We start from the raw sequence: 19505 nt of genomic DNA, 5'->3' as shown, positions 1-19505 counted from the left end.
GGAAATACTCATTGCGGGAGGGACAGGATGTGAACAATCGCCAGCTGATCTGCCAAGCACTCGACCATATTGAAGACCAGCTACGGTCCACACTTCCTGTCCAGGCGCTTGCTGAGACTACAGGATATTCCTTATACCATTTTATCCGTCTGTTTCAGGCGGTGACGGGAATGAGTCCCGGCGAATATATCGCCCGGCGCAGAATTACTGAAGCCGCCCATGATATCATGCGGCAGAAACAGCGCTCTCTTCAGGATATTTCACTGGATTATGATTTCAATAATTATGAGACTTTTTCCCGTGCCTTCCGCAGAATATTGCATACTACCCCTACACAGGTCCGCCGTAACCGTATGGAGGGTCTGCTACCGTTGCTGCACCCTTTGCATGAACAGGATCTGCACTATTTCGCTGTAACCAAAGAAATTTCCCCGCAGCTCGCAGAGCTCGGAGAAGTCGTTATTCAAGGACCTATTGTCACTATACTCAGGAATTCCAGCATATTCTCACAGGCCTGGCATCAGCTGTTCAACCAAGTCTCCTCGATATCTGGCCGCATGCAGCCTGAACGGTATTATCAGGTCGGCTATTGGCCTGATGATTATGAGCTTAGCGGAGCCAAATTTATGTGCGGCTGTGAGCTTGTCCAGCCCCTGTCTGCTCCACATGATCCTAATGTTCGTGCTGGAATGGAGTCCTTTTTTCAGCCCCAATCCCACAACGGCATTTTTCCGTTACAGGTTATTCCACCAGCACGTTATCTGAAATTCTACCATCGCGGCCTTTCGAAGGATATTTCTCACACCTATAAATACTTCTACGAAATCTGGCTGCCCAAAAGTGAATTTAGATTATCGCTGCCTTTTGAGTTCGAATACTACGGCGAGCAGTATCTTGGACCTGATAATGAACGTTCGGTAAGTGAGATCTATATTCCGCTGGAGCTGCTATGAACGTTATTATGTAATCGACAACTAGAATGGATCAGCTTATTTCCCAAGGCTCTGTTACAGTCTCAAGCAGGCTTCAAAAGCAATAAAATCCCTGCCCTGCCCCCGCACATAAACTCCCTCATCGGTAAGCCCTGAACGCAGTATGACAAGTTCATCCCCAAACTTCGCTTCATGAAGATAGGTAATCCGGAACTGCTTCAGCTCTGCTTCGCCCCATTCCTGCAACGAAAATACATCACAGCATAAATCCCCATACCGGGCATTATTAAGGTGACCATTATTATCCAATCCGCTGTATTTGACCTCATACCGGTAGACTTCCTCCAGCACCAGATCTGGGGGTATTTGCACTTTATCCGGCGAAGCTCCTACCGAATCAGCGGTATAATGCTCGACGCTCTCAGGAAGTGCAGAAGGACGCAGCATTTTGCGTTTGTGGATATCCACCAAGGCCCATATCGATCGTGCTACGGCTACCTCGGCTGCTTCTGCCGTGAATATCCGGTAATCCCGCTGCCACACCGCCCCTTTCGTACCTTTGCTCCAGGTATGTACGGCAAGCTGCTCGTTAGGCCGGGGAACCCGTCTGAACTCAAGGTCCAGCGTAATTAGCATCCAGCCCATTCCTGCTTCCAGCATCTTCTCCAGACTTAGACCCTGCCCATTTACAGCCGCATCTGCCGCCCGTTGCATTACGTCCAGAACATAGGATAACTTGGCCCTGCCCAGGAAATCAGTATCACTGGCTTGCACCGTATGCTGCTCTATCCACAGAAGATTTTGTTTATTCATCGCATTGTCCTCCTAAGCTCTACAAAAAGTATCTTATCCCCTAAACTATCCACATTTAAACCGTTCCTATCCACAGTTTTTGGGGATTACTTAAAATTATATAAATTTCATCCACATGTGCATAAGATTCCTTTGATTCTAAGCAGTTAAAGGTTGTCCACAGTCTGATTACTGTTTAGGTTCCCGCAGAATTCTATCATACTTTATTCTATTAAAAAACAAAAAGACCACCGTTGAGTAATCAACAGTGGTCTTCATGTGCTTGGCGGCGTCCTACTCTCCCAGGACCCTTCGGTCCAAGTACCATCGGCGCTGGAGGGCTTAACGGTCGTGTTCGGGATGGGTACGCGTGGAACCCCTCCGCTATCGCCACCAAACGGGCATTTGCCATGCAAATGCATCATTCAGGTCTCAGCATCGCCAAATGCTGAACACAATTTCTTTCTCATACAGCCACTCGGACTATATGATGCAGAACTTGATGCCTGAAAACTGAATCCGAAACAAATCTGCGTTTTAAGATGTGGATAAGCCCTCGACCGATTAGTATTGGTCAGCTCCATGCATTGCTGCACTTCCACCTCCAACCTATCTACCTCGTCGTCTTCAAGGGGTCTTACTAATTGGGAAATCTCATCTTGAGGGGGGCTTCACGCTTAGATGCTTTCAGCGCTTATCCCGTCCGTACGTAGCTACCCAGCCATGCTCCTGGCGGAACAACTGGTGCACCAGCGGTACGTCCATCCCGGTCCTCTCGTACTAAGGACAGCTCCTCTCAAATTTCCTGCGCCCACGACAGATAGGGACCGAACTGTCTCACGACGTTCTGAACCCAGCTCGCGTACCGCTTTAATGGGCGAACAGCCCAACCCTTGGGACCTACTTCAGCCCCAGGATGCGATGAGCCGACATCGAGGTGCCAAACCTCCCCGTCGATGTGGACTCTTGGGGGAGATAAGCCTGTTATCCCCAGGGTAGCTTTTATCCGTTGAGCGATGGCCCTTCCATGCGGTACCACCGGATCACTAAGTCCGACTTTCGTCCCTGCTCGACTTGTAGGTCTCGCAGTCAAGCTCCCTTATGCCTTTGCACTCTGCGAATGATTTCCAACCATTCTGAGGGAACCTTGGAACGCCTCCGTTACTCTTTAGGAGGCGACCGCCCCAGTCAAACTGCCCGCCTGACACGGTCCCCGTACCCGATAAGGGCACTAGGTTAGAACCTAGATACGATCAGGGTGGTATCCCAACGGCGCCTCTGCAGAAGCTTGCGCTCCTGCTTCTTAGGCTCCCACCTATCCTGTACAGATCGTACCCAAATTCAATATCAAGCTGCAGTAAAGCTCCATGGGGTCTTTCCGTCTTGTCGCGGGTAACCTGCATCTTCACAGGTATTAAAATTTCACCGGATCTCTCGTTGAGACAGCGCCCAAGTCGTTACGCCATTCGTGCGGGTCAGAATTTACCTGACAAGGAATTTCGCTACCTTAGGACCGTTATAGTTACGGCCGCCGTTTACTGGGGCTTCGGTTCACAGCTTCGGATTGCTCCTAACCGCTCCCCTTAACCTTCCAGCACCGGGCAGGCGTCAGCCCGTATACTTCGCCTTACGGCTTCGCACAGACCTGTGTTTTTGCTAAACAGTCGCTTGGGCCTTTTCACTGCGGCCCCCTCGGGCTATTCACCCTACCGAGGCACCTCTTCTCCCGAAGTTACGAGGTCATTTTGCCGAGTTCCTTAACGAGAGTTCTTCCGCGCGCCTTAGAATTCTCTTCTCGCCTACCTGTGTCGGTTTGCGGTACGGGCACCTTCTCCTGGCTAGAGGCTTTTCTTGGCAGTGTGAGATCATGACCTTCGCTACTATAATTTTCGCTCCCCATCACAGCCCAGCCTTCACGATGTGCGGATTTGCCTACACATCAGCCTCACTGCTTAGACGGACACATCCATCAGTCCGCGTCACTACCCTCCTGCGTCACCCCATCGCTCATAGCGGATTACGGTGGTACAGTAATTTCAAACTGTTGTCCTTCGACTACGCCTTTCGGCCTCGCCTTAGGTCCCGACTTACCCTGAGCGGACGAGCCTTCCTCAGGAAACCTTGGGCTTTCGGCGGATCAGATTCTCACTGATCTTTTCGTTACTCATACCGGCATTCTCACTTGTATACGCTCCAGCACTCCTCACGGTATACCTTCAACGTATATACAACGCTCCCCTACCCCAGATACATTGTATCTAGCCATAGCTTCGGTGGTGTGTTTAGCCCCGTTACATTTTCGGCGCAGAGTCACTCGACCAGTGAGCTATTACGCACTCTTTCAATGGTGGCTGCTTCTAAGCCAACATCCTGGTTGTCTGTGCAACTCCACATCCTTTCCCACTTAACACACACTTGGGGACCTTAGCTGATGGTCTGGGCTGTTTCCCTTTCGACAATGGATCTTAGCACTCACTGTCTGACTCCCGGCAATAAATATGTGGCATTCGGAGTTTGACTGAGCTTGGTAACCCTTGCGGGCCCCGCACCCAATCAGTGCTCTACCTCCACTATTCTTATACCGAGGCTAGCCCTAAAGCTATTTCGGGGAGAACCAGCTATCTCCGAGTTCGATTGGAATTTCTCCGCTACCCCCACCTCATCCCCGCATTTTTCAACATGCGTGGGTTCGGGCCTCCAGTGCGTGTTACCGCACCTTCACCCTGGACAGGGGTAGATCACACGGTTTCGGGTCTACGCCCCCATACTCAAATCGCCCTATTCAGACTCGCTTTCGCTGCGGCTCCGGCTTCTCACCTTAACCTTGCATGGTAAACGTAACTCGCCGGTTCATTCTACAAAAGGCACGCCATCACCCCTAAAACGGGCTCTGACTTTTTGTAAGCACACGGTTTCAGGTTCTATTTCACTCCCCTTCCGGGGTGCTTTTCACCTTTCCCTCACGGTACTGTTTCACTATCGGTCGCCAGGTAGTATTTAGCCTTAGCAGATGGTCCTGCTGGATTCATACGGGGTTTCACGTGCCCCGCACTACTCGGGATCCGTCTCGGAGAGAACACAGTTTAGGCTACAGGGCTTTTACCTCTATCGCGGGCCTTTCCAGACCTCTTCGCCTACTATATTCCTTTGTAACTCCATGTGAGACGTCCCACAACCCCTAAGAGCAAGCTCTTAGGTTTAGGCTGTTCCGCGTTCGCTCGCCGCTACTGACGGAATCACTATTGTTTTCTCTTCCTCAGGGTACTTAGATGTTTCAGTTCCCCTGGTCTGCCTCTACCTCTCCTATGTATTCAGAGAGTAGTAACTGCGAATTACCACAGCTGGGTTTCCCCATTCGGACACCCCCGGATCAAAGCTTGCTTACAGCTCCCCGAGGCAGTTTCGTTGTTCGCCACGTCCTTCGTCGGCTCCTGGCGCCTAGGCATCCTCCGTGTGCTCTTATTAGCTTAACCATCGCTCCGGTGTTTGGCTTGTTCGCTCATCTTGTTTTCAACAGCGCTACCGGACTAATCCGTTCGCTACTCTGTTCAAAGCCAAAGGTCGCTTCACAATCCAAAACCTTCGCTTCCAGCTAATAACTAATTCACTTGTTTGCACAAGTTATAGCTAAAAGATGTTCTAAACGCAAATTCGTTTCGGTATCCAGTTTTCAAGGATCAAGTTGTTCTTGCTCCGGCTTTAACCCCGGAAGAAGATCATATCATTTTCCGTAACCACTTGGCTACAAGCAAGTTCTGGAAATGATACTTTTTTGAGAGCTTAAACTCTCAAAACTGAGCAACGAGTGAGTGTGTTGAACCCGAAGGTTCTTATAGAAGCTTACGCTTCTGTTCGAATGTTTCCGTCTCAGGAAACGATTCTCCATAGAAAGGAGGTGATCCAGCCGCACCTTCCGATACGGCTACCTTGTTACGACTTCACCCCAATTATCTACCCCACCTTCGGCGGCTGGCTCCCTTGCGGGTTACCCCACCGACTTCGGGTGTTGTAAACTCTCGTGGTGTGACGGGCGGTGTGTACAAGACCCGGGAACGTATTCACCGCGGCATGCTGATCCGCGATTACTAGCAATTCCGACTTCATGCAGGCGAGTTGCAGCCTGCAATCCGAACTGAGACCGGCTTTGTTGGGATTCGCTCCACCTCGCGGTTTCGCAGCCCTTTGTACCGGCCATTGTAGTACGTGTGTAGCCCAGGTCATAAGGGGCATGATGATTTGACGTCATCCCCACCTTCCTCCGGTTTGTCACCGGCAGTCTGCTTAGAGTGCCCACCATCATGTGCTGGCAACTAAGCATAAGGGTTGCGCTCGTTGCGGGACTTAACCCAACATCTCACGACACGAGCTGACGACAACCATGCACCACCTGTCTCCTCTGTCCCGAAGGCCGCTGCTATCTCTAGCAGATTCAGAGGGATGTCAAGACCTGGTAAGGTTCTTCGCGTTGCTTCGAATTAAACCACATACTCCACTGCTTGTGCGGGTCCCCGTCAATTCCTTTGAGTTTCAGTCTTGCGACCGTACTCCCCAGGCGGAGTGCTTACTGTGTTAACTTCGGCACCAAGGGTATCGAAACCCCTAACACCTAGCACTCATCGTTTACGGCGTGGACTACCAGGGTATCTAATCCTGTTTGCTCCCCACGCTTTCGCGCCTCAGCGTCAGTTACAGCCCAGAAAGTCGCCTTCGCCACTGGTGTTCCTCCACATATCTACGCATTTCACCGCTACACGTGGAATTCCACTTTCCTCTTCTGTACTCAAGCCACCCAGTTTCCAGTGCGACCTTAGGTTGAGCCCAAGGTTTAAACACCAGACTTAAATAGCCGCCTGCGCGCGCTTTACGCCCAATAATTCCGGACAACGCTTGCCCCCTACGTATTACCGCGGCTGCTGGCACGTAGTTAGCCGGGGCTTTCTTCTCAGGTACCGTCACTCCGGTAGCAGTTACTCTACCGGACGTTCTTCCCTGGCAACAGAGCTTTACGATCCGAAAACCTTCATCACTCACGCGGCATTGCTCCGTCAGGCTTTCGCCCATTGCGGAAGATTCCCTACTGCTGCCTCCCGTAGGAGTCTGGGCCGTGTCTCAGTCCCAGTGTGGCCGTTCACCCTCTCAGGTCGGCTACGCATCGTCGCCTTGGTGAGCCGTTACCTCACCAACTAGCTAATGCGCCGCAGGCCCATCCCTTAAGGGCAGATTGCTCCGCCTTTCATCCTCGGTTCAGGAGAACCAAGGAATTATCCGGTATTAGCTACCGTTTCCGGTAGTTATCCCAGGCTAAGGGGCAGGTTGCCTACGTGTTACTCACCCGTCCGCCGCTGAATCCTGTTGAAAGCAAGCTTTCAACAAAACTCCGCTCGACTTGCATGTATTAGGCATGCCGCCAGCGTTCGTCCTGAGCCAGGATCAAACTCTCCAAATTGGTTTTATCGGATAAATCCGATAAAGTATTGAAAAGAGCGATATGCTCAATTTGAAACATCTGACGAGAATTTGCATTCTCTACCGACAAGCTTCACTTGCGTGAAACTCATCTTCTTTTGGATTTTACTTTCGTAAAATCCCACTCACTCGTTGTTCAGTTTTCAAAGATCAAGTTCTCGTTGTCAGTGATGTTTGCGTCACCAGCAACTCTTATAATATATCATATTGTTTCGGGCGATGCAAGCTTTATTTTTGAGAACAATTTATCAAGTTAATCATTCTCTAAATTTCCTGACACGCTCTAACAACGCTTACCTATAATACCCCATCCCCCTAGTAAAAAGCAACCCCTAATTCAAAAGAAAAACAACCCGCTTAAAATTCAGCAGGTTGTTTATTATAAACTAATGTTGTATCCGTTTAGTAGAACTTCACTGCGCTATATTTACTGGCAACCTTGGTCAATTCGTTTGATTTGCCGTTCTTGCCCAGACCTGCATCAACAGTTGTATCAATAATAACCCATTTGCCATCAAGGAATACTTCATTCCAAGCGTGATATTGAGCTACATAACTAGTATTCCCCATAACCAGCTTGGCAGGGATGTCCACACTGCGCAGCATAGCTGCAAACAGGGAAGAATAATCATAGCAAATGCCTTTCTTGCTGGTAAGGGTGTTGTCGATATTGGGAATGTAATCTGTTGTTACACTGTTTGCGAGTGAATAATCATATTTCACATTCTCCACAACGTAGTTATAGATAGCCTTGACTTTCTCTTGATCAGTCGTCTTGCCTTGGGTAAGCTGTTTGGCTTTGAGGATAGCTTTATCTGAGGAGTTCCATTTCACATTCTGAACGGAGCTCAAATATACGGAGTTCTTGTTATTGGTTGATACATCCACTACTTCGCTGTGGACTGCTTTGTATTTGTTACCAGTGGTGTTCTCTAGGACAGATACCTTGTAAGAGCCATCTCCCTGCTGCAGCGGAAAAGATTCTGCCTTGTTGGAGCTGTAGAGATTGTAAGTATAACTACTGTTGTCCTTGGTTATCATGACCTTGATACGCTTGTCCTTAGGAACGTCATAGTTAATTCCGATTACCCCTTGGTTCAGGTTGGATGTGTTCAGCCAGTTGGAATCTACACTAGCGGCTTCAACCGTAGTGCTATGAAAGGACGCTGTTACTACAAACAATGATATTAACACAGCATAAAATTTCTTCATGGATAAAACTCCTTTCGGTAGCTGGCTGCCATCCTTACGGGAAGGCCCTTTAGCTTTGCGTCCCTGCCTTTCGACAGGTTTGCCGTTATCGTATAAGCTTTATCTACTACAGCTTGTACACTATGGATTAAATTAATAGGATAGATTTCCTATTGAGCAAACAAAAAAAGCCTCATCTTTCGGTAGCTGGCTGCCATCCTTGTGGAAAAGGCCCTTTAGCTTTGCGTCCCTGCCTTTCGACAGGTTTGCCGTTATCGTGTTTAGCTTTTATAGTCTAATTCTATCATATTTTTGTTTATATACAAGAGTCCAAGCACTAGTTTCCTAGCATTATATTTAAAATTTGCCGTTTGATCTGTTTCAACGGGACCTTGGATCTATGGATTGGGTAATTTGGCATGTACAATCAACCGGTGGGTAGGATTTACAAGTGGATCACATGTAATCAACGTAAGAATAGAGTCCTTATCATTGCCGTTAAGCACGGATACATCCGTGGGTTCTACGACGGAAATATTGTACACCTCGTAATTATAGGTCTTATCCTTCGTCCTCACGGTGATGGTATCACCCATCTCCACCTCATTTAGCCTGTTAAACAGCCGACCTGTAGTTCTGGCCCTATGCGCAGCTATCGCTGCATTGCCCTTCTCCCCCAATGAAGCCGTCTCCTTCATGTGAGCCGCTGCATGCTTCATATTTGCTTGAGTCGCACCCTCCAGAACGGGAAGCTTCAGATCAATCTTGTCAATTTCTATAATAGCCATCACTTGTCCGCCCGGCTCCATCGTTTCCTGCTTGGTCTCCTTCTGAGCCTGGTCTGCCTCATTGAGAGCGGACTCATCCGCCAGCACCCTGGTCACTTCAGCGTAACTGCTGGTTAAGCCCGACTGTGCCTGCGGCTCACTGTCACTATTGTCACTGTAGCTCTGCAGAGCGTCCTCGAGCAGCTTATCCTGCTGCCTGTCGTTATACCATTCATTGGCCTTGGGAAATAAAATCACAAGAATCCCGGCCAAAATAAGAAAATACGATAGTTTGCGCATTCTTCTCCCACCTCCTTAGAAGACCCATTTGCGGCTTCCCACAAAATTAATAATAACAGTAACAAACGTAACCAGCACCTTGGCCAGCAGTACCTGAATCTGAAGCTTGTCTGTCAGCAGATGCATCAGCAGCAGTGAAATCCCGAGCACAACCAGATTCAGCATGATAAACCTCACCAGCTGCATCCGGTCAAACCCTTCGCCGGCTACGCGGCTGCGGTCCTTGAAGGTGACTTTTTTGTTCAGTATGAAGCTGTTTGCCGTACCCGCACTATAGGAGATAACCTGGGCCAATGAATAGGCCATCCCCAAAGAATGCAGCAAGGTGAAAATCACGAAATCAATCAGCGTGTTCACCAGGCCTACAGCATTGAACTTCAGAAACTGGATCACTCCGGCGCGGAGATTCTTATCTGACATGCTCCTCTTCCTTCCGGTTGTCCATGGACTCATTCTCTGCATACCCTTGGGTCTCACGTACAATATACAAGGGTCTGTCCTTGGATTCATCATAGATTCGTCCGATATATTCACCGATCACGCCCAGCAGCATCAGCACAATTCCATTAAAGAGCAGGTTGACGCCGACAATGGAGGCCCAGCCCGGAATCGTCCAGGAGGTGAACATCTTCTGAAAGAGCACAAAGAACAGATAGATGAAGCTGGAGAAGGATAGGAAGAATCCGATATAGGAAGCGATTTTGAGCGGCTTATGGGAGAAGGAGGTGATGCCGTCCAGGGCGAAGCGGATCATTTTTTTGAGCGGATATTTGGTCTCCCCGGCAAAACGCTCCTCACGGACATATTCGACCATCGTCTGACGGAAGCCCACCCAGCTGACCAGACCTCTGACGTAGCGATTCTTCTCCTTCAGTCCGCGCAGCACGTCGCACACCTTGCGGTCGATCAGACGGAAGTCGCCGGTATCGGTGGGAATCTCCACACTGGTCATGCTGCTGAGCAGTCTGTAGAACAGCTTGGCTGTCACTTTTTTGAATATCGTCTCGCCATGACGTTTCAGACGTTTCGCATAAACAACATCATACCCTTCCTTCCATTTGGCGATCATCTGCAGAATAACCTCCGGCGGGTCCTGCAGGTCGGCATCGATGACCACCACGGCCTGCCCTTCGGCATAATCCATTCCGGCTGTGATCGCCACCTGGTGCCCGAAATTTCTGGAGAAATCAATCAGCTTGACGTTCTCATCCCGGCTGCTGATCTTGCGCATCAGCGCTGCGGTACGGTCGCGGCTTCCATCATTGACGAACACCAGCTCATAGGTATCGCCGCTGCCATCCATCACCTGCTTCAGACGCTCATAGGTATGAGTGATCACTTCCTCCTCATTGAACATCGGTACAATTACACTGTATCTGGCTTTCACCTTGGTTCCTCCTAACGATTGTTCGGCCTAACGCCGCGTAAGCTGTACTAACAAGTAGAAACGGCTTCACCGTCCTTCAAAGGACGGTATCCGTTTCAGCGAGAAAGAGAAGGAGCATTTATAGCGTGAACATATAAATACTTATCTTTTGAATAGAAACCCGCTCTGCAAAAAGGAATGCGCTTGGCGAGTTTCTATCCATCGATCTTGTACTCTAAAATACCCAGGACGGGAACCAGCGCAGCAGGGTTGTGACATAACTTCCGCTGACCACCATACCCGATAGTACCGGATAAAACGCCACAAACAACAGAGCGGCCACTGCCACATAAACATAACGCAGGGTCTTCGCCTTGGCATATTTGCCCTCAAGCAGCTGCATGACATAAACAATGCCAAGAATCATAAACGGAACCATTGCAAAGTAATGGTATAGGAAGGTCTCGCGCGGCACAAGCATCCAGGGAACATATTGCGAGAAAAACGCAATCCAGATCATGTACAGGTTCTTGTCCTTGCGCTTCAGGGTCAGCCATAGTGTACCCAGCATAGCGAAAATCCCGGTCCACCAGATCAACGGATTGCCCATCGTCACAATACTGCTGACCTTTCCTGCAGGCAGGCCTTCACCACCGCTGTAGAACCAGACCGGCCGTTTCATAAACGGCCATTCCCACCATGAGGAAGCAAACGGATGCGTGGCTACCAGCTGACTGTGATAGTTGTACATATTCTTCTGGGCATCGATCAGCCCTTTGAAGGTGAAGCCTTCGCTTGAAGCCGACAACGCCGGCCAGAAGGACAGGCTGTAGATCAAGGCCGGAATGATTACGAAGAACACCACACAGCTTGCCAGCGTAATGATCGTATTCTTCCAGAAGGAGCGTGCTGCTACGCGGCAAGCTGCCGTCAGCTCCCCGTCCTTAAGCTTGCCTTCGGCCAGCACCCGTCCCGCCGCCTGTGATTCTTTATACCGCTGGAACAGCGAGAGTGCCAGCATAATAGCCAGCCCTACACCGCCATAAGCAACAATCCACTTGGAGGCCACCCCAATCCCGAAGAAAAGACCGGAAAGAAATAACGGCAGCAAGGTCTTGGCCAGCGGCTGCCGGTAGAAGCTTCGGGTGGTGTAACGCTGCATGAAGTAGAACATCAGCATGATGAAAAATACCCCGTAAACGTCTATCGTCGAGATTCGGGTCTGGGTGAAATGCATGAAATCAAGGGCGAACAATCCTGTGGCCAAGGCCGCATAGGTGGTTGAGCGGAACAAACGCTGCGCCATGAGATAGATCAGTGGCAGCATGGCAATCCCGAACAGCGTGCCGATGATCCGCCAGCCAAACGGATTCACGCCAAACAGCTCCATCCCGACCGCAATCAGCAGCTTGCCAAGCGGTGGGTGTGTATTCTCGTAAGGCACAATGCCATGGGTATATTCATAGGCCGTGCGGGCATGATAGATTTCATCGAAATAAGTGCCGTTCGTAAAGCCGGAATATTCCGGAATCAGCGTCTGCTCATCAAAGAGGTTCGCCGGCTCGCCTCTTTTGGGGGCAGCTGCCGCATCCGGGGTAACTGCGGCAACCGGCAGCGGCGTTCTGCCGCCACCCTGCTCATAGAAGGCCATTTCATTCAGGGTGAAGCCCGGTGAGTCTACGGTCAGCTTGACATACCTTGCGGCAACGTTCAGCGGCTGGCTTTTCCAGACAAACACATTGCCTACCTCTTCGTTTACTGTAAGCGGGCTGCTCCAGGCATCGGGAGACTGGCTGAATTCCAGCTTGAACTTGCCCGTCCCCGTACCTCCGAATACATTTACCCGCTCCAGCTGACGGCTCTGGCCGAGGTCAACATAGAAGCTCTCTCCGCCGGCAGCAGGTTCCCACAGCGTCTCCGGTGCTTTGTCAGAGCCCAGGTTAAACAAGGCAATGGCGGCATAAACCGCAGTAATCGCCAGCATCGCTATCCAATCCTTGCGCTGCAGCTTCAGCTTGGTCTCCTCGGCCAGCGGCCGCAATTCCTCTGCCGTCTGCAGATCGCGGCTGTACTTCTCCTGGCCTGTAAGCGGCTGGGGCAGAAGCTTATGGCGGCCACGGATATACAAGTCGTATCCAATATACAGCATATAGCAGAGCAGCAGAAGATTCGTAATGGCCGTCAGCAGCACAATACCGTCATTCGGCGGATTGCTCTGGATGTTCAGAAAAGCCAGCGTATAGCCGACATTGATAAACTGCGTAAGGCTGAATCCGAGAAACAATGTCAGGAACCTGCGGTCCCGGCTTTCAATATAGGCGAACAGAGCCAGCAGCAATGCCGGGTACATATATCGCTCATGCATTTTGGTGCCAAGGACAAAGACAATCACAATCAGCACCATACCAATGAAATAGGATTTCGCGAGATTCTGGCGGTCCCGCTTGAAGGAATAGAAGACTGACGTTGCCACGGCCACGAGAATAAACACGAAGCCCCATACCCGGTAGGTAATCCCCAGCCACGTATTGTCGAGCGCTGCCCACATCGGGTCTGTCAGCGCATATAGATTAAAGGCATTAACCGTAGAATACGGATAAGAAGACAAAGTCGCCTTGTACAGATTGATTACTCCGGCAAAACCTCCGTTATTCCAGAAGAAAGGGGCTGCCAGCACGCCGAAAATACCCAGACCATAAAGGGCCCCGACAGCAAGCTGCTTCCAGGCCCGCTGGTGATAGAAGGCAAACAGCAGCACCGGCGTAAAGATCAGCGCCTGCGGTTTGATCAGGGTGGCCAGGGCAAAAAAGATGGCGGCACGCACCAGGGTTTTGTCTGCGGCCCCCTTGATGGCGAGCAGCAGGAAGATCAGGAAAAATGAATCTGCCTGGCCCCAGGCTGAGGAGTTGATCAGCACTGCCGGATTAAACAGGAACAGCAGCATGAGGCCAAAAGCGATGCCCTGTCCCAGCTTTTTGCGGCCAAACTGGTAGATCAGATAACCCAGCACAAGGTCGGAGAGGATCGCGGGCAGCTTGAACAGCAGCGACTCGCCGCCCGAGCCTTGTGCAAAACCGAACACGCCGCGCACCAGACCGAGCATATACAAAATGTACAGATATCCTGGCGGGTAATCGGCGAAATAACCTTCTTCATAAAATTTCCCCGGACCCAGATCAACAAGTCTCTGGCCCCAGGCTATAAAGGTGTTCATATCATTCTGATACCCCTGTGCAGTCAAGCCAATCCAGACCCGCAGGATCAGGGCAGCACCGAAGACCACAACCATCCAGCGGGTATAAATCATCTCCGGCTGCTTCAGCAGTCTGTCGCTGCGGAAAGCCTTATGGTAGAGGATCGCGAAAAAGATGCTGAACAGCGCTGAAATCAGCAGCAAGCGCGTAGGCGACACCTTGTGCGGAGTCTCCGCCGCGCCCTCCTGTACGGTAGTTCCGCTGACCAGTGAAACTACCGCCGCTCCTTCAGGAGCTGCTTCAAGCTTCTCTACAGACAAGTCATCGAAATAAGCCTTGCCTTGAATCAGACTGGCATAGCCGCCCAACGCGGCACCGACGCCAATCTCGGTCTGTTCCGGGCCAGTCTGGCCGATAAATTCAAGATACTGCCAATCGCCTGCCGTATCCTTGGTGCTCGGATATCCGCCGCCTACACCCACCACAAACAGATTGGCGCCCATCCCTTCGCCCGTTATGCTTATGACTTTGGTCCAGCCGGAGATTTTGTAGTAGCTGTCAGGGGATACTGTAAGATTCTGCACCCATTTGAGATGGTTGGGTTCAATATTCTCAATCACAGCCGCCTTGCCGCCGGAGCGGACATCGTCTCCCTGCAGCGATATCAGCCCGGAGCCGTCTCCGGCAACCCAGCGGTCCTCAATCCAGCCGGAAGGAACCCCGTTCTCTTCATTCTCGAAGCCGGGATTCTGCAGCAAATTGTCTTCCGCATGAATGCTTGTCACGGGAAGCATGAATATCAACAGTAGCATAATGATTATTGCGGCCGCGCGCATCTTCTTGATCATCGTTCCAACCTCACCTCGTCCAAGTTAATCCAGCCGTTGCCGCCGGTTATATAAATCTCCGTTGCCTGATTCTGCTGCAGAGCAAGCATATGTAAGGTCACCTCTTGATATTCCTCATTTCGGGGCAATTCCTGCTCGGCAATTACGGCCCCGTTGACACGGATACCCAGCTTGCCCCCTTCCCCTCCGCTGCTAATCCATGCAGATAAAGTGTACTCTGCGGTGACAGGGACGCTGAAGGTCTGGGTAATGCTTCGATCGCTGCCGGGATCAAGGTATGCCAGAGATCCACCCTGGTAAGGCTTGTTGTTGCCGATCCCCGTACCCGGAGTGAAGCTCCAGCCGGCTGCCCCTTCTTCAAAGCCGCCATTGCTTATCCCCTCCAGCAGCGGAGCCTCCCCTGCAGCGGGAATTGCGGCAGACGATTCCGTACCCGAAGCTGCAATCAACACGGTATAATTGGCGAACCGCTTCAGCTTATAGCCATCGATATCCGCAGGCAGCGGATCACCGTTCCAGATAATATATGAAGCAGCTTCTTCGCCAGAGGGAACCGGCTGACCAAAAACATAGCGGTCAAACGAGGTCACCTGCTGGAAAGCAGCGCCGGGATTTGCATATTGAACCGTGTCCAGGAAGGTGTGCGGGTTGATTTTTTGATAGAACAGCACATAGATATAAGGCATATTCACTCTGTCTGTAATGTAGATCTTCCCGTCGCTCTCCTGCGAGGCATACTGCACCGCTTCACCGATCGATTCATGAAACGCTGGTCCAATCTCATTAGGGAAATCGCGGAAATAAACGGTAACGAACAGAAGGCCGAACACAGCCATCACTGCCGCTGACAGGGGTACTGAAGGCTTCCATTTCTTGCCCAGCCACATGAGGCCCGATGTCATCAGCAGCATAAGCGGGAAGAATATCACATTAATCCGGTTAATATTGACACTGGTTATACAGGCCATCAGTACAGAAGCTAGCAGCCAGAGCAGAACCACTGACTGGCCCAGCCCCTTCGGGTCGCGTTTCTGGAAGGAAGGCAGCAGCGCAGTGAGGCCGATTATCGCCAAAGGCAGCCCTAGCGGATAAGCATATCCATAAGGTGAAATCGAGTTCCAGGGCAACCCGTCGCTTCCGCTCACCAGCAGCTTGATCAACGCCCGGAGGTTGCCAAAGGCTGTCTGCAGCAGTTGCCCGCTGAACACGGAAGAGACCTCTTCCACACGCGGCATTGTTAATTTAGGAATGGAGAACAGCGGAGTAACCACACTATCCAACTGCTGCATACGGTTAATTACAATAAATAATAGAATCGGGATCGCCAGCAGCACAAACAGCAACACGTTCCAGATGATTGCCTTCAGGGGAACTGCTCTCTTATACAATAGAAGAAAGACGCTGCATAACGCAAATACCGGCACGAAAAAGTACGCTGTTCCATAGGCATAAAGCGATAGACCCAGCATGATGGTAAAGCCATAAGTCCAGCGGGGAGATTCAAAGGATCGAATTAGAAAATAGACGGCCAGCAGGATCAGGGTTGGCAGCAGATTGGATTCCAGGGCCCATCTGGACATCATGATATGCCAGGGATTAATGGCAATCAGAAACATCGCAGCAATGGAGGCTGACCGGGTGGTGAAGATTCGCTTGGCCAGCAGGTAGAACACAGCCATGCCTATCAGACCCATAATCAGGCTGATTGCCCGTACAGAGCCGGGGTTCAGGCCAAACAGCCAAATAAAAGGCATGGATAAATAAGCGTACAGTGCATTTTGTCCGCTTCCCCAGGCTATAAGGTGGATGGGAAGATGAATTCCGTTGCGGTCTATTCCGTAATGAAGAATGGCATAAGCGTCATAACCAATCGACGCCTCATCCTGATTAAGCCCCGCCGGAACTGCACCTGTATAGATCATCCGGATCACCGCTCCCAGCAGGAACAGCAGGACAGGCCAGGGATTGCTTCGCAGGCGCTCATACGCTCTGCCGAGCCAAGTGGACAACTTTATCACCTCTTCAACAATATAATCTAAATATTGGTATATGAAAAGTCCGGGTTGTGCAGATGCCTATACAGATACAGAAAAGGCCCCTTCGGTTAAGAAGGAGCCTCTTAAGTCTCACAGCTTGGATAATAGATTAGCCTTGGCTGCCAAGCAGTGCGTACCGGAGAATAATCAGTACGGCCAGCAGCCACATCATCCAGTGGATATCATATTTCTTTTTGCCGGCCAGGTTGGCTACACAAGCCAGAATCACGTAAGTAACGATACCGAAGGAAATACCGTTGGCAATGTTGTAGGTAAACGGCATAATAACGAAGGTCAGGAAGGCCGGAATCGCCACGACCATATCCTGAAAATCAATCTGGCGGATCGACTGTGCCATCAGCACACCCACGACAATCAGCGCTGCCGCTGTGGCAGAGCCGGGAATCAGCGCCACAACCGGAGCCAGGAACAAGGCCAGCAGGAAGCATACCCCGGTAGTTACTGCAGTCAGACCTGTACGTCCGCCTTCAGCTACGCCCGCTGCACTCTCCACATAGGCTGTGGTTGTCGAAGTACCGAGCATTGCGCCGCCGGCTACGGCAACCGCATCGACAAACATTGCGTTTCCGACACGTTTCTTGCCTTCTTCCGGATCGTCCATAATACCTGCACGTTGAGCTGTGCCCACCAGGGTACCGAAGGTATCAAACAGTTCTACGAAGGTAAAGGTGGCAATCGCCGAGATAATCCCGGTGTGCATAATACCGTCCCAGTCAAATTCCATGAAGTTCAGCTGAGTAAGGTCAGGCACCCAAGGCGATTGCGGATTGGACAAGCTGCTGAAATCCACTACGCCCATCAGGATTCCGGCTACTGTTGTGCCCAGAATACCGAACAGGATCGCTCCCCGCACATTCAGCACCATCAGGATCGAGATCAGCAGCAGGCCGATAATACCCAGCTGTACATTGCTGTTCTCCAGACTGCCCATATGGATTACTGTTTCAAAGGATAATACATCGGTGAACTTGCCAGCGGCGATGTCACTGCCGGCTTCGACACCAATAGTCATAATACCGCTGTTCTTCAAGCCGATAATCGTGATAAACATCCCGATCCCGACGGTAATGGCATGCTTCAGACTGTCAGGAATGGCGGTCAGCAGAATCTGCCGCACCCTTGTGACAGTTAACAGAATAAAGATCAAACCGGAAATAAAGACGGCAGTCAAACCCATCTGCCAAGTGAAGGCATGATCCGTTGTTGCCGAAGACAGCACCACGGAAGCAAAATATGCATTAAGGCCCATACCAGGCGCCAGCGCTACCGGAAAGTTAATGAACAACCCCATCGCAATCGTGAAGATACCCGCTGCCAACGCTGTGGCCAGAAATACGGAATACCAGCCCATATCGATGCGGCCAAAAGCCGTCAAGGTGTTGGGATTAACCGACAGGATATAAGCCATGGCCATAAATGTAGTCAAGCCGGCCATAATCTCTGTGCGGACTGTAGTGCCTTTCTCTTTCAACTTGAAAAAGCGATCCAAATTGTTCTCCCCCTAAGGTATGTTATTTCTGACACTAGGAGGTGTCTTCAAACCCGATATGCGGAAGGACAGGGCTACTGAAGCGGCGATGGTAGAGAGAAACTCTCGATCAAATGCCGCTCAGTCTGTGATTGTCCTCCTAAGACTTGGGTTTGAAGACACGCTCTTAGGAAACAACAAAAAAAGCCGTTATCGGTTGACTGCGGCTTTAACAAAAAAGCGGGTTCCGCACAGCCGCCAGCAGAAAGCTGAGAGGCAAAGCAGAAAGCTCTTCTTCATCGTAGCCAGGTCATTCCGGTGACCTCGTAGAGACTTCCAGGCCAATCCCCGGAATTATACGAATATTTAATGTTGTTGTTGTGCTTTATCATTTTAGGTGGACATGACATCGCTTGTCAATGGCAAATGCGAACATTACACGTAAGGATTCATTTATTGTTCGTAAATTGGACAATTTCACGCCGAAATTCGGTGGTTGAGGTGATATCTCCACTAAAAGAAGCGGGTTTCGCTGTCCAAAATTAGTGACGGTTGCCCTTTCCACTAGAAGTAGGATGATCATTTGTGGCCTGAAGCATACAAGTAGAAGGATAATTGATAGCGTGAAACATTTAAATTTTCTAGAGTAAAGGACTGGCCTGACCAGCCCCTCCTCATCAAACCGTACGTGAGGTTTTCCCTCATACGGCTTTCCGATGTTCGTCATTCATGGGCATGCAGCCTATTGACTTTGGCCTCATGACCTAGTTTCCCCTTAGAGTTATTGAGCATTTTCTTGCGTGTCGTTAGCCTTTTGGCATTCACGAACTCGTACCTCTTGGTCAAACATGAACAAAGCAGGGCCCCTTCCCTCCCTAAGGTTATGTTGTCCTTAGGTTCTTCGGTACTATGAGCCCCTCGGACTCCCTTCCTGCAGACGGTTCACTTCGCCTTTTGGGCTTATAGAGCGTCTATTTACGGTTTCTAAAAAAAATAATCCCGTGCAGGGGAGGGTCTCCCCAGTTCACTGCGCTATCTTTCAACCCATGCCGTTCCCTATACGCCGGAAGGTTCTTCACTGTGGTTCCAAGTTCTATACAGTTTCCTTGGCCTTCGTCTAAATA

Annotated in this window: 9 protein-coding genes, 3 rRNA genes and 3 riboswitches; of the genes, 1 reads left to right on the top strand and 11 read right to left on the bottom strand. The window is 50.5% G+C overall.

What is annotated here, in order from left to right; genetic code table 11:
- Positions 1 to 29: 29 nt before the first annotated feature.
- The gene (locus B9T62_RS35390; protein WP_157794133.1) at positions 30 to 953 is read left to right on the top strand and encodes an AraC family transcriptional regulator; all 924 of its coding nucleotides are present in this window, start codon (positions 30 to 32) and stop codon (positions 951 to 953) included.
- Between the two features lie 54 nt (positions 954 to 1007).
- On the opposite strand, the gene B9T62_RS35385 is transcribed toward B9T62_RS35390, so the two are convergent.
- From B9T62_RS35385 to B9T62_RS35335, 11 genes are all read right to left on the bottom strand, one after another.
- On the bottom strand, positions 1008 to 1745 hold the full coding sequence (locus tag B9T62_RS35385; protein WP_087919536.1) for an acyl-[acyl-carrier-protein] thioesterase: 738 nt from the start codon (positions 1743 to 1745) through the stop codon (positions 1008 to 1010).
- Positions 1746 to 2005: 260 nt separating this feature from the next.
- Positions 2006 to 2122 (bottom strand): 5S ribosomal RNA (rrf, locus tag B9T62_RS35380).
- 146 nt (positions 2123 to 2268) lie between these two features.
- Positions 2269 to 5197 (bottom strand): 23S ribosomal RNA (locus tag B9T62_RS35375).
- A gap of 415 nt (positions 5198 to 5612) precedes the next feature.
- A 16S ribosomal RNA gene (locus tag B9T62_RS35370) occupies positions 5613 to 7170 on the bottom strand.
- Together the 16S, 23S and 5S rRNA genes form the textbook arrangement of a ribosomal RNA operon.
- A 422-nt stretch (positions 7171 to 7592) precedes the next feature.
- Positions 7593 to 8402 (bottom strand): transglutaminase-like domain-containing protein, encoded by an 810-nt coding sequence (locus B9T62_RS35365; RefSeq protein ID WP_087919535.1) that lies wholly within the window; start codon positions 8400 to 8402, stop codon positions 7593 to 7595.
- Between the two features lie 13 nt (positions 8403 to 8415).
- Positions 8416 to 8496: riboswitch (cyclic di-GMP riboswitch) on the bottom strand.
- An 84-nt stretch (positions 8497 to 8580) separates the two neighbouring features.
- Positions 8581 to 8662, bottom strand: a riboswitch (cyclic di-GMP riboswitch).
- A gap of 117 nt (positions 8663 to 8779) precedes the next feature.
- A complete protein-coding gene (locus B9T62_RS35360) occupies positions 8780 to 9448 on the bottom strand; it encodes a class D sortase (RefSeq protein ID WP_087919534.1) in 669 nt (222 codons plus the stop codon).
- A gap of 15 nt (positions 9449 to 9463) precedes the next feature.
- Positions 9464 to 9868 carry a GtrA family protein gene (locus B9T62_RS35355; protein WP_087919533.1) on the bottom strand — a complete coding sequence of 135 codons (405 nt, stop codon included), beginning with the start codon at positions 9866 to 9868 and terminating at the stop codon, positions 9464 to 9466.
- A complete protein-coding gene (locus B9T62_RS35350) occupies positions 9858 to 10835 on the bottom strand; it encodes a glycosyltransferase family 2 protein (protein ID WP_087919532.1) in 978 nt (325 codons plus the stop codon). Before B9T62_RS35350 ends, B9T62_RS35355 begins: the two co-directional genes overlap by 11 nt.
- Before the next feature lie 214 nt (positions 10836 to 11049).
- On the bottom strand, positions 11050 to 14856 hold the full coding sequence (locus tag B9T62_RS35345) for a phospholipid carrier-dependent glycosyltransferase (RefSeq protein WP_087919531.1): 3807 nt from the start codon (positions 14854 to 14856) through the stop codon (positions 11050 to 11052).
- Positions 14853 to 16865 (bottom strand): glycosyltransferase family 39 protein, encoded by a 2013-nt coding sequence (locus tag B9T62_RS35340; RefSeq protein ID WP_087919530.1) that lies wholly within the window; start codon positions 16863 to 16865, stop codon positions 14853 to 14855. The genes B9T62_RS35345 and B9T62_RS35340 overlap by 4 nt, the downstream gene beginning before the upstream one ends.
- Positions 16866 to 17001: 136 nt before the next feature.
- Entirely contained in the window at positions 17002 to 18402 is a 1401-nt protein-coding gene (locus tag B9T62_RS35335; RefSeq protein ID WP_087919529.1) for an NCS2 family permease, read from the bottom strand.
- Positions 18403 to 18663: 261 nt separating this feature from the next.
- Positions 18664 to 18763, bottom strand: a riboswitch (purine riboswitch).
- Between the last annotated feature and the right edge of the window lie 742 nt (positions 18764 to 19505).

Origin of the sequence: Paenibacillus donghaensis, from assembly GCF_002192415.1 — a bacterium.
Taxonomy (GTDB): Bacteria; Bacillota; Bacilli; order Paenibacillales; family Paenibacillaceae; genus Paenibacillus_AQ; species Paenibacillus_AQ donghaensis.
This window is presented reverse-complemented; position numbering and strand designations above follow the sequence as displayed.

Excerpts from the sequence above, each read along its gene's own strand:
- B9T62_RS35385 (WP_087919536.1), bottom strand. The coding sequence starts at position 1,745 with ATGAATAAACAAAATCTTCTGTGGATAGAGCAGCATACGGTGCAAGCC.
- B9T62_RS35345 (WP_087919531.1), bottom strand. The coding sequence starts at position 14,856 with ATGATCAAGAAGATGCGCGCGGCCGCAATAATCATTATGCTACTGTTG.
- B9T62_RS35360 (WP_087919534.1), bottom strand. The coding sequence starts at position 9,448 with ATGCGCAAACTATCGTATTTTCTTATTTTGGCCGGGATTCTTGTGATT.
- B9T62_RS35355 (WP_087919533.1), bottom strand. The coding sequence starts at position 9,868 with ATGTCAGATAAGAATCTCCGCGCCGGAGTGATCCAGTTTCTGAAGTTC.
- B9T62_RS35365 (WP_087919535.1), bottom strand. The coding sequence starts at position 8,402 with ATGAAGAAATTTTATGCTGTGTTAATATCATTGTTTGTAGTAACAGCG.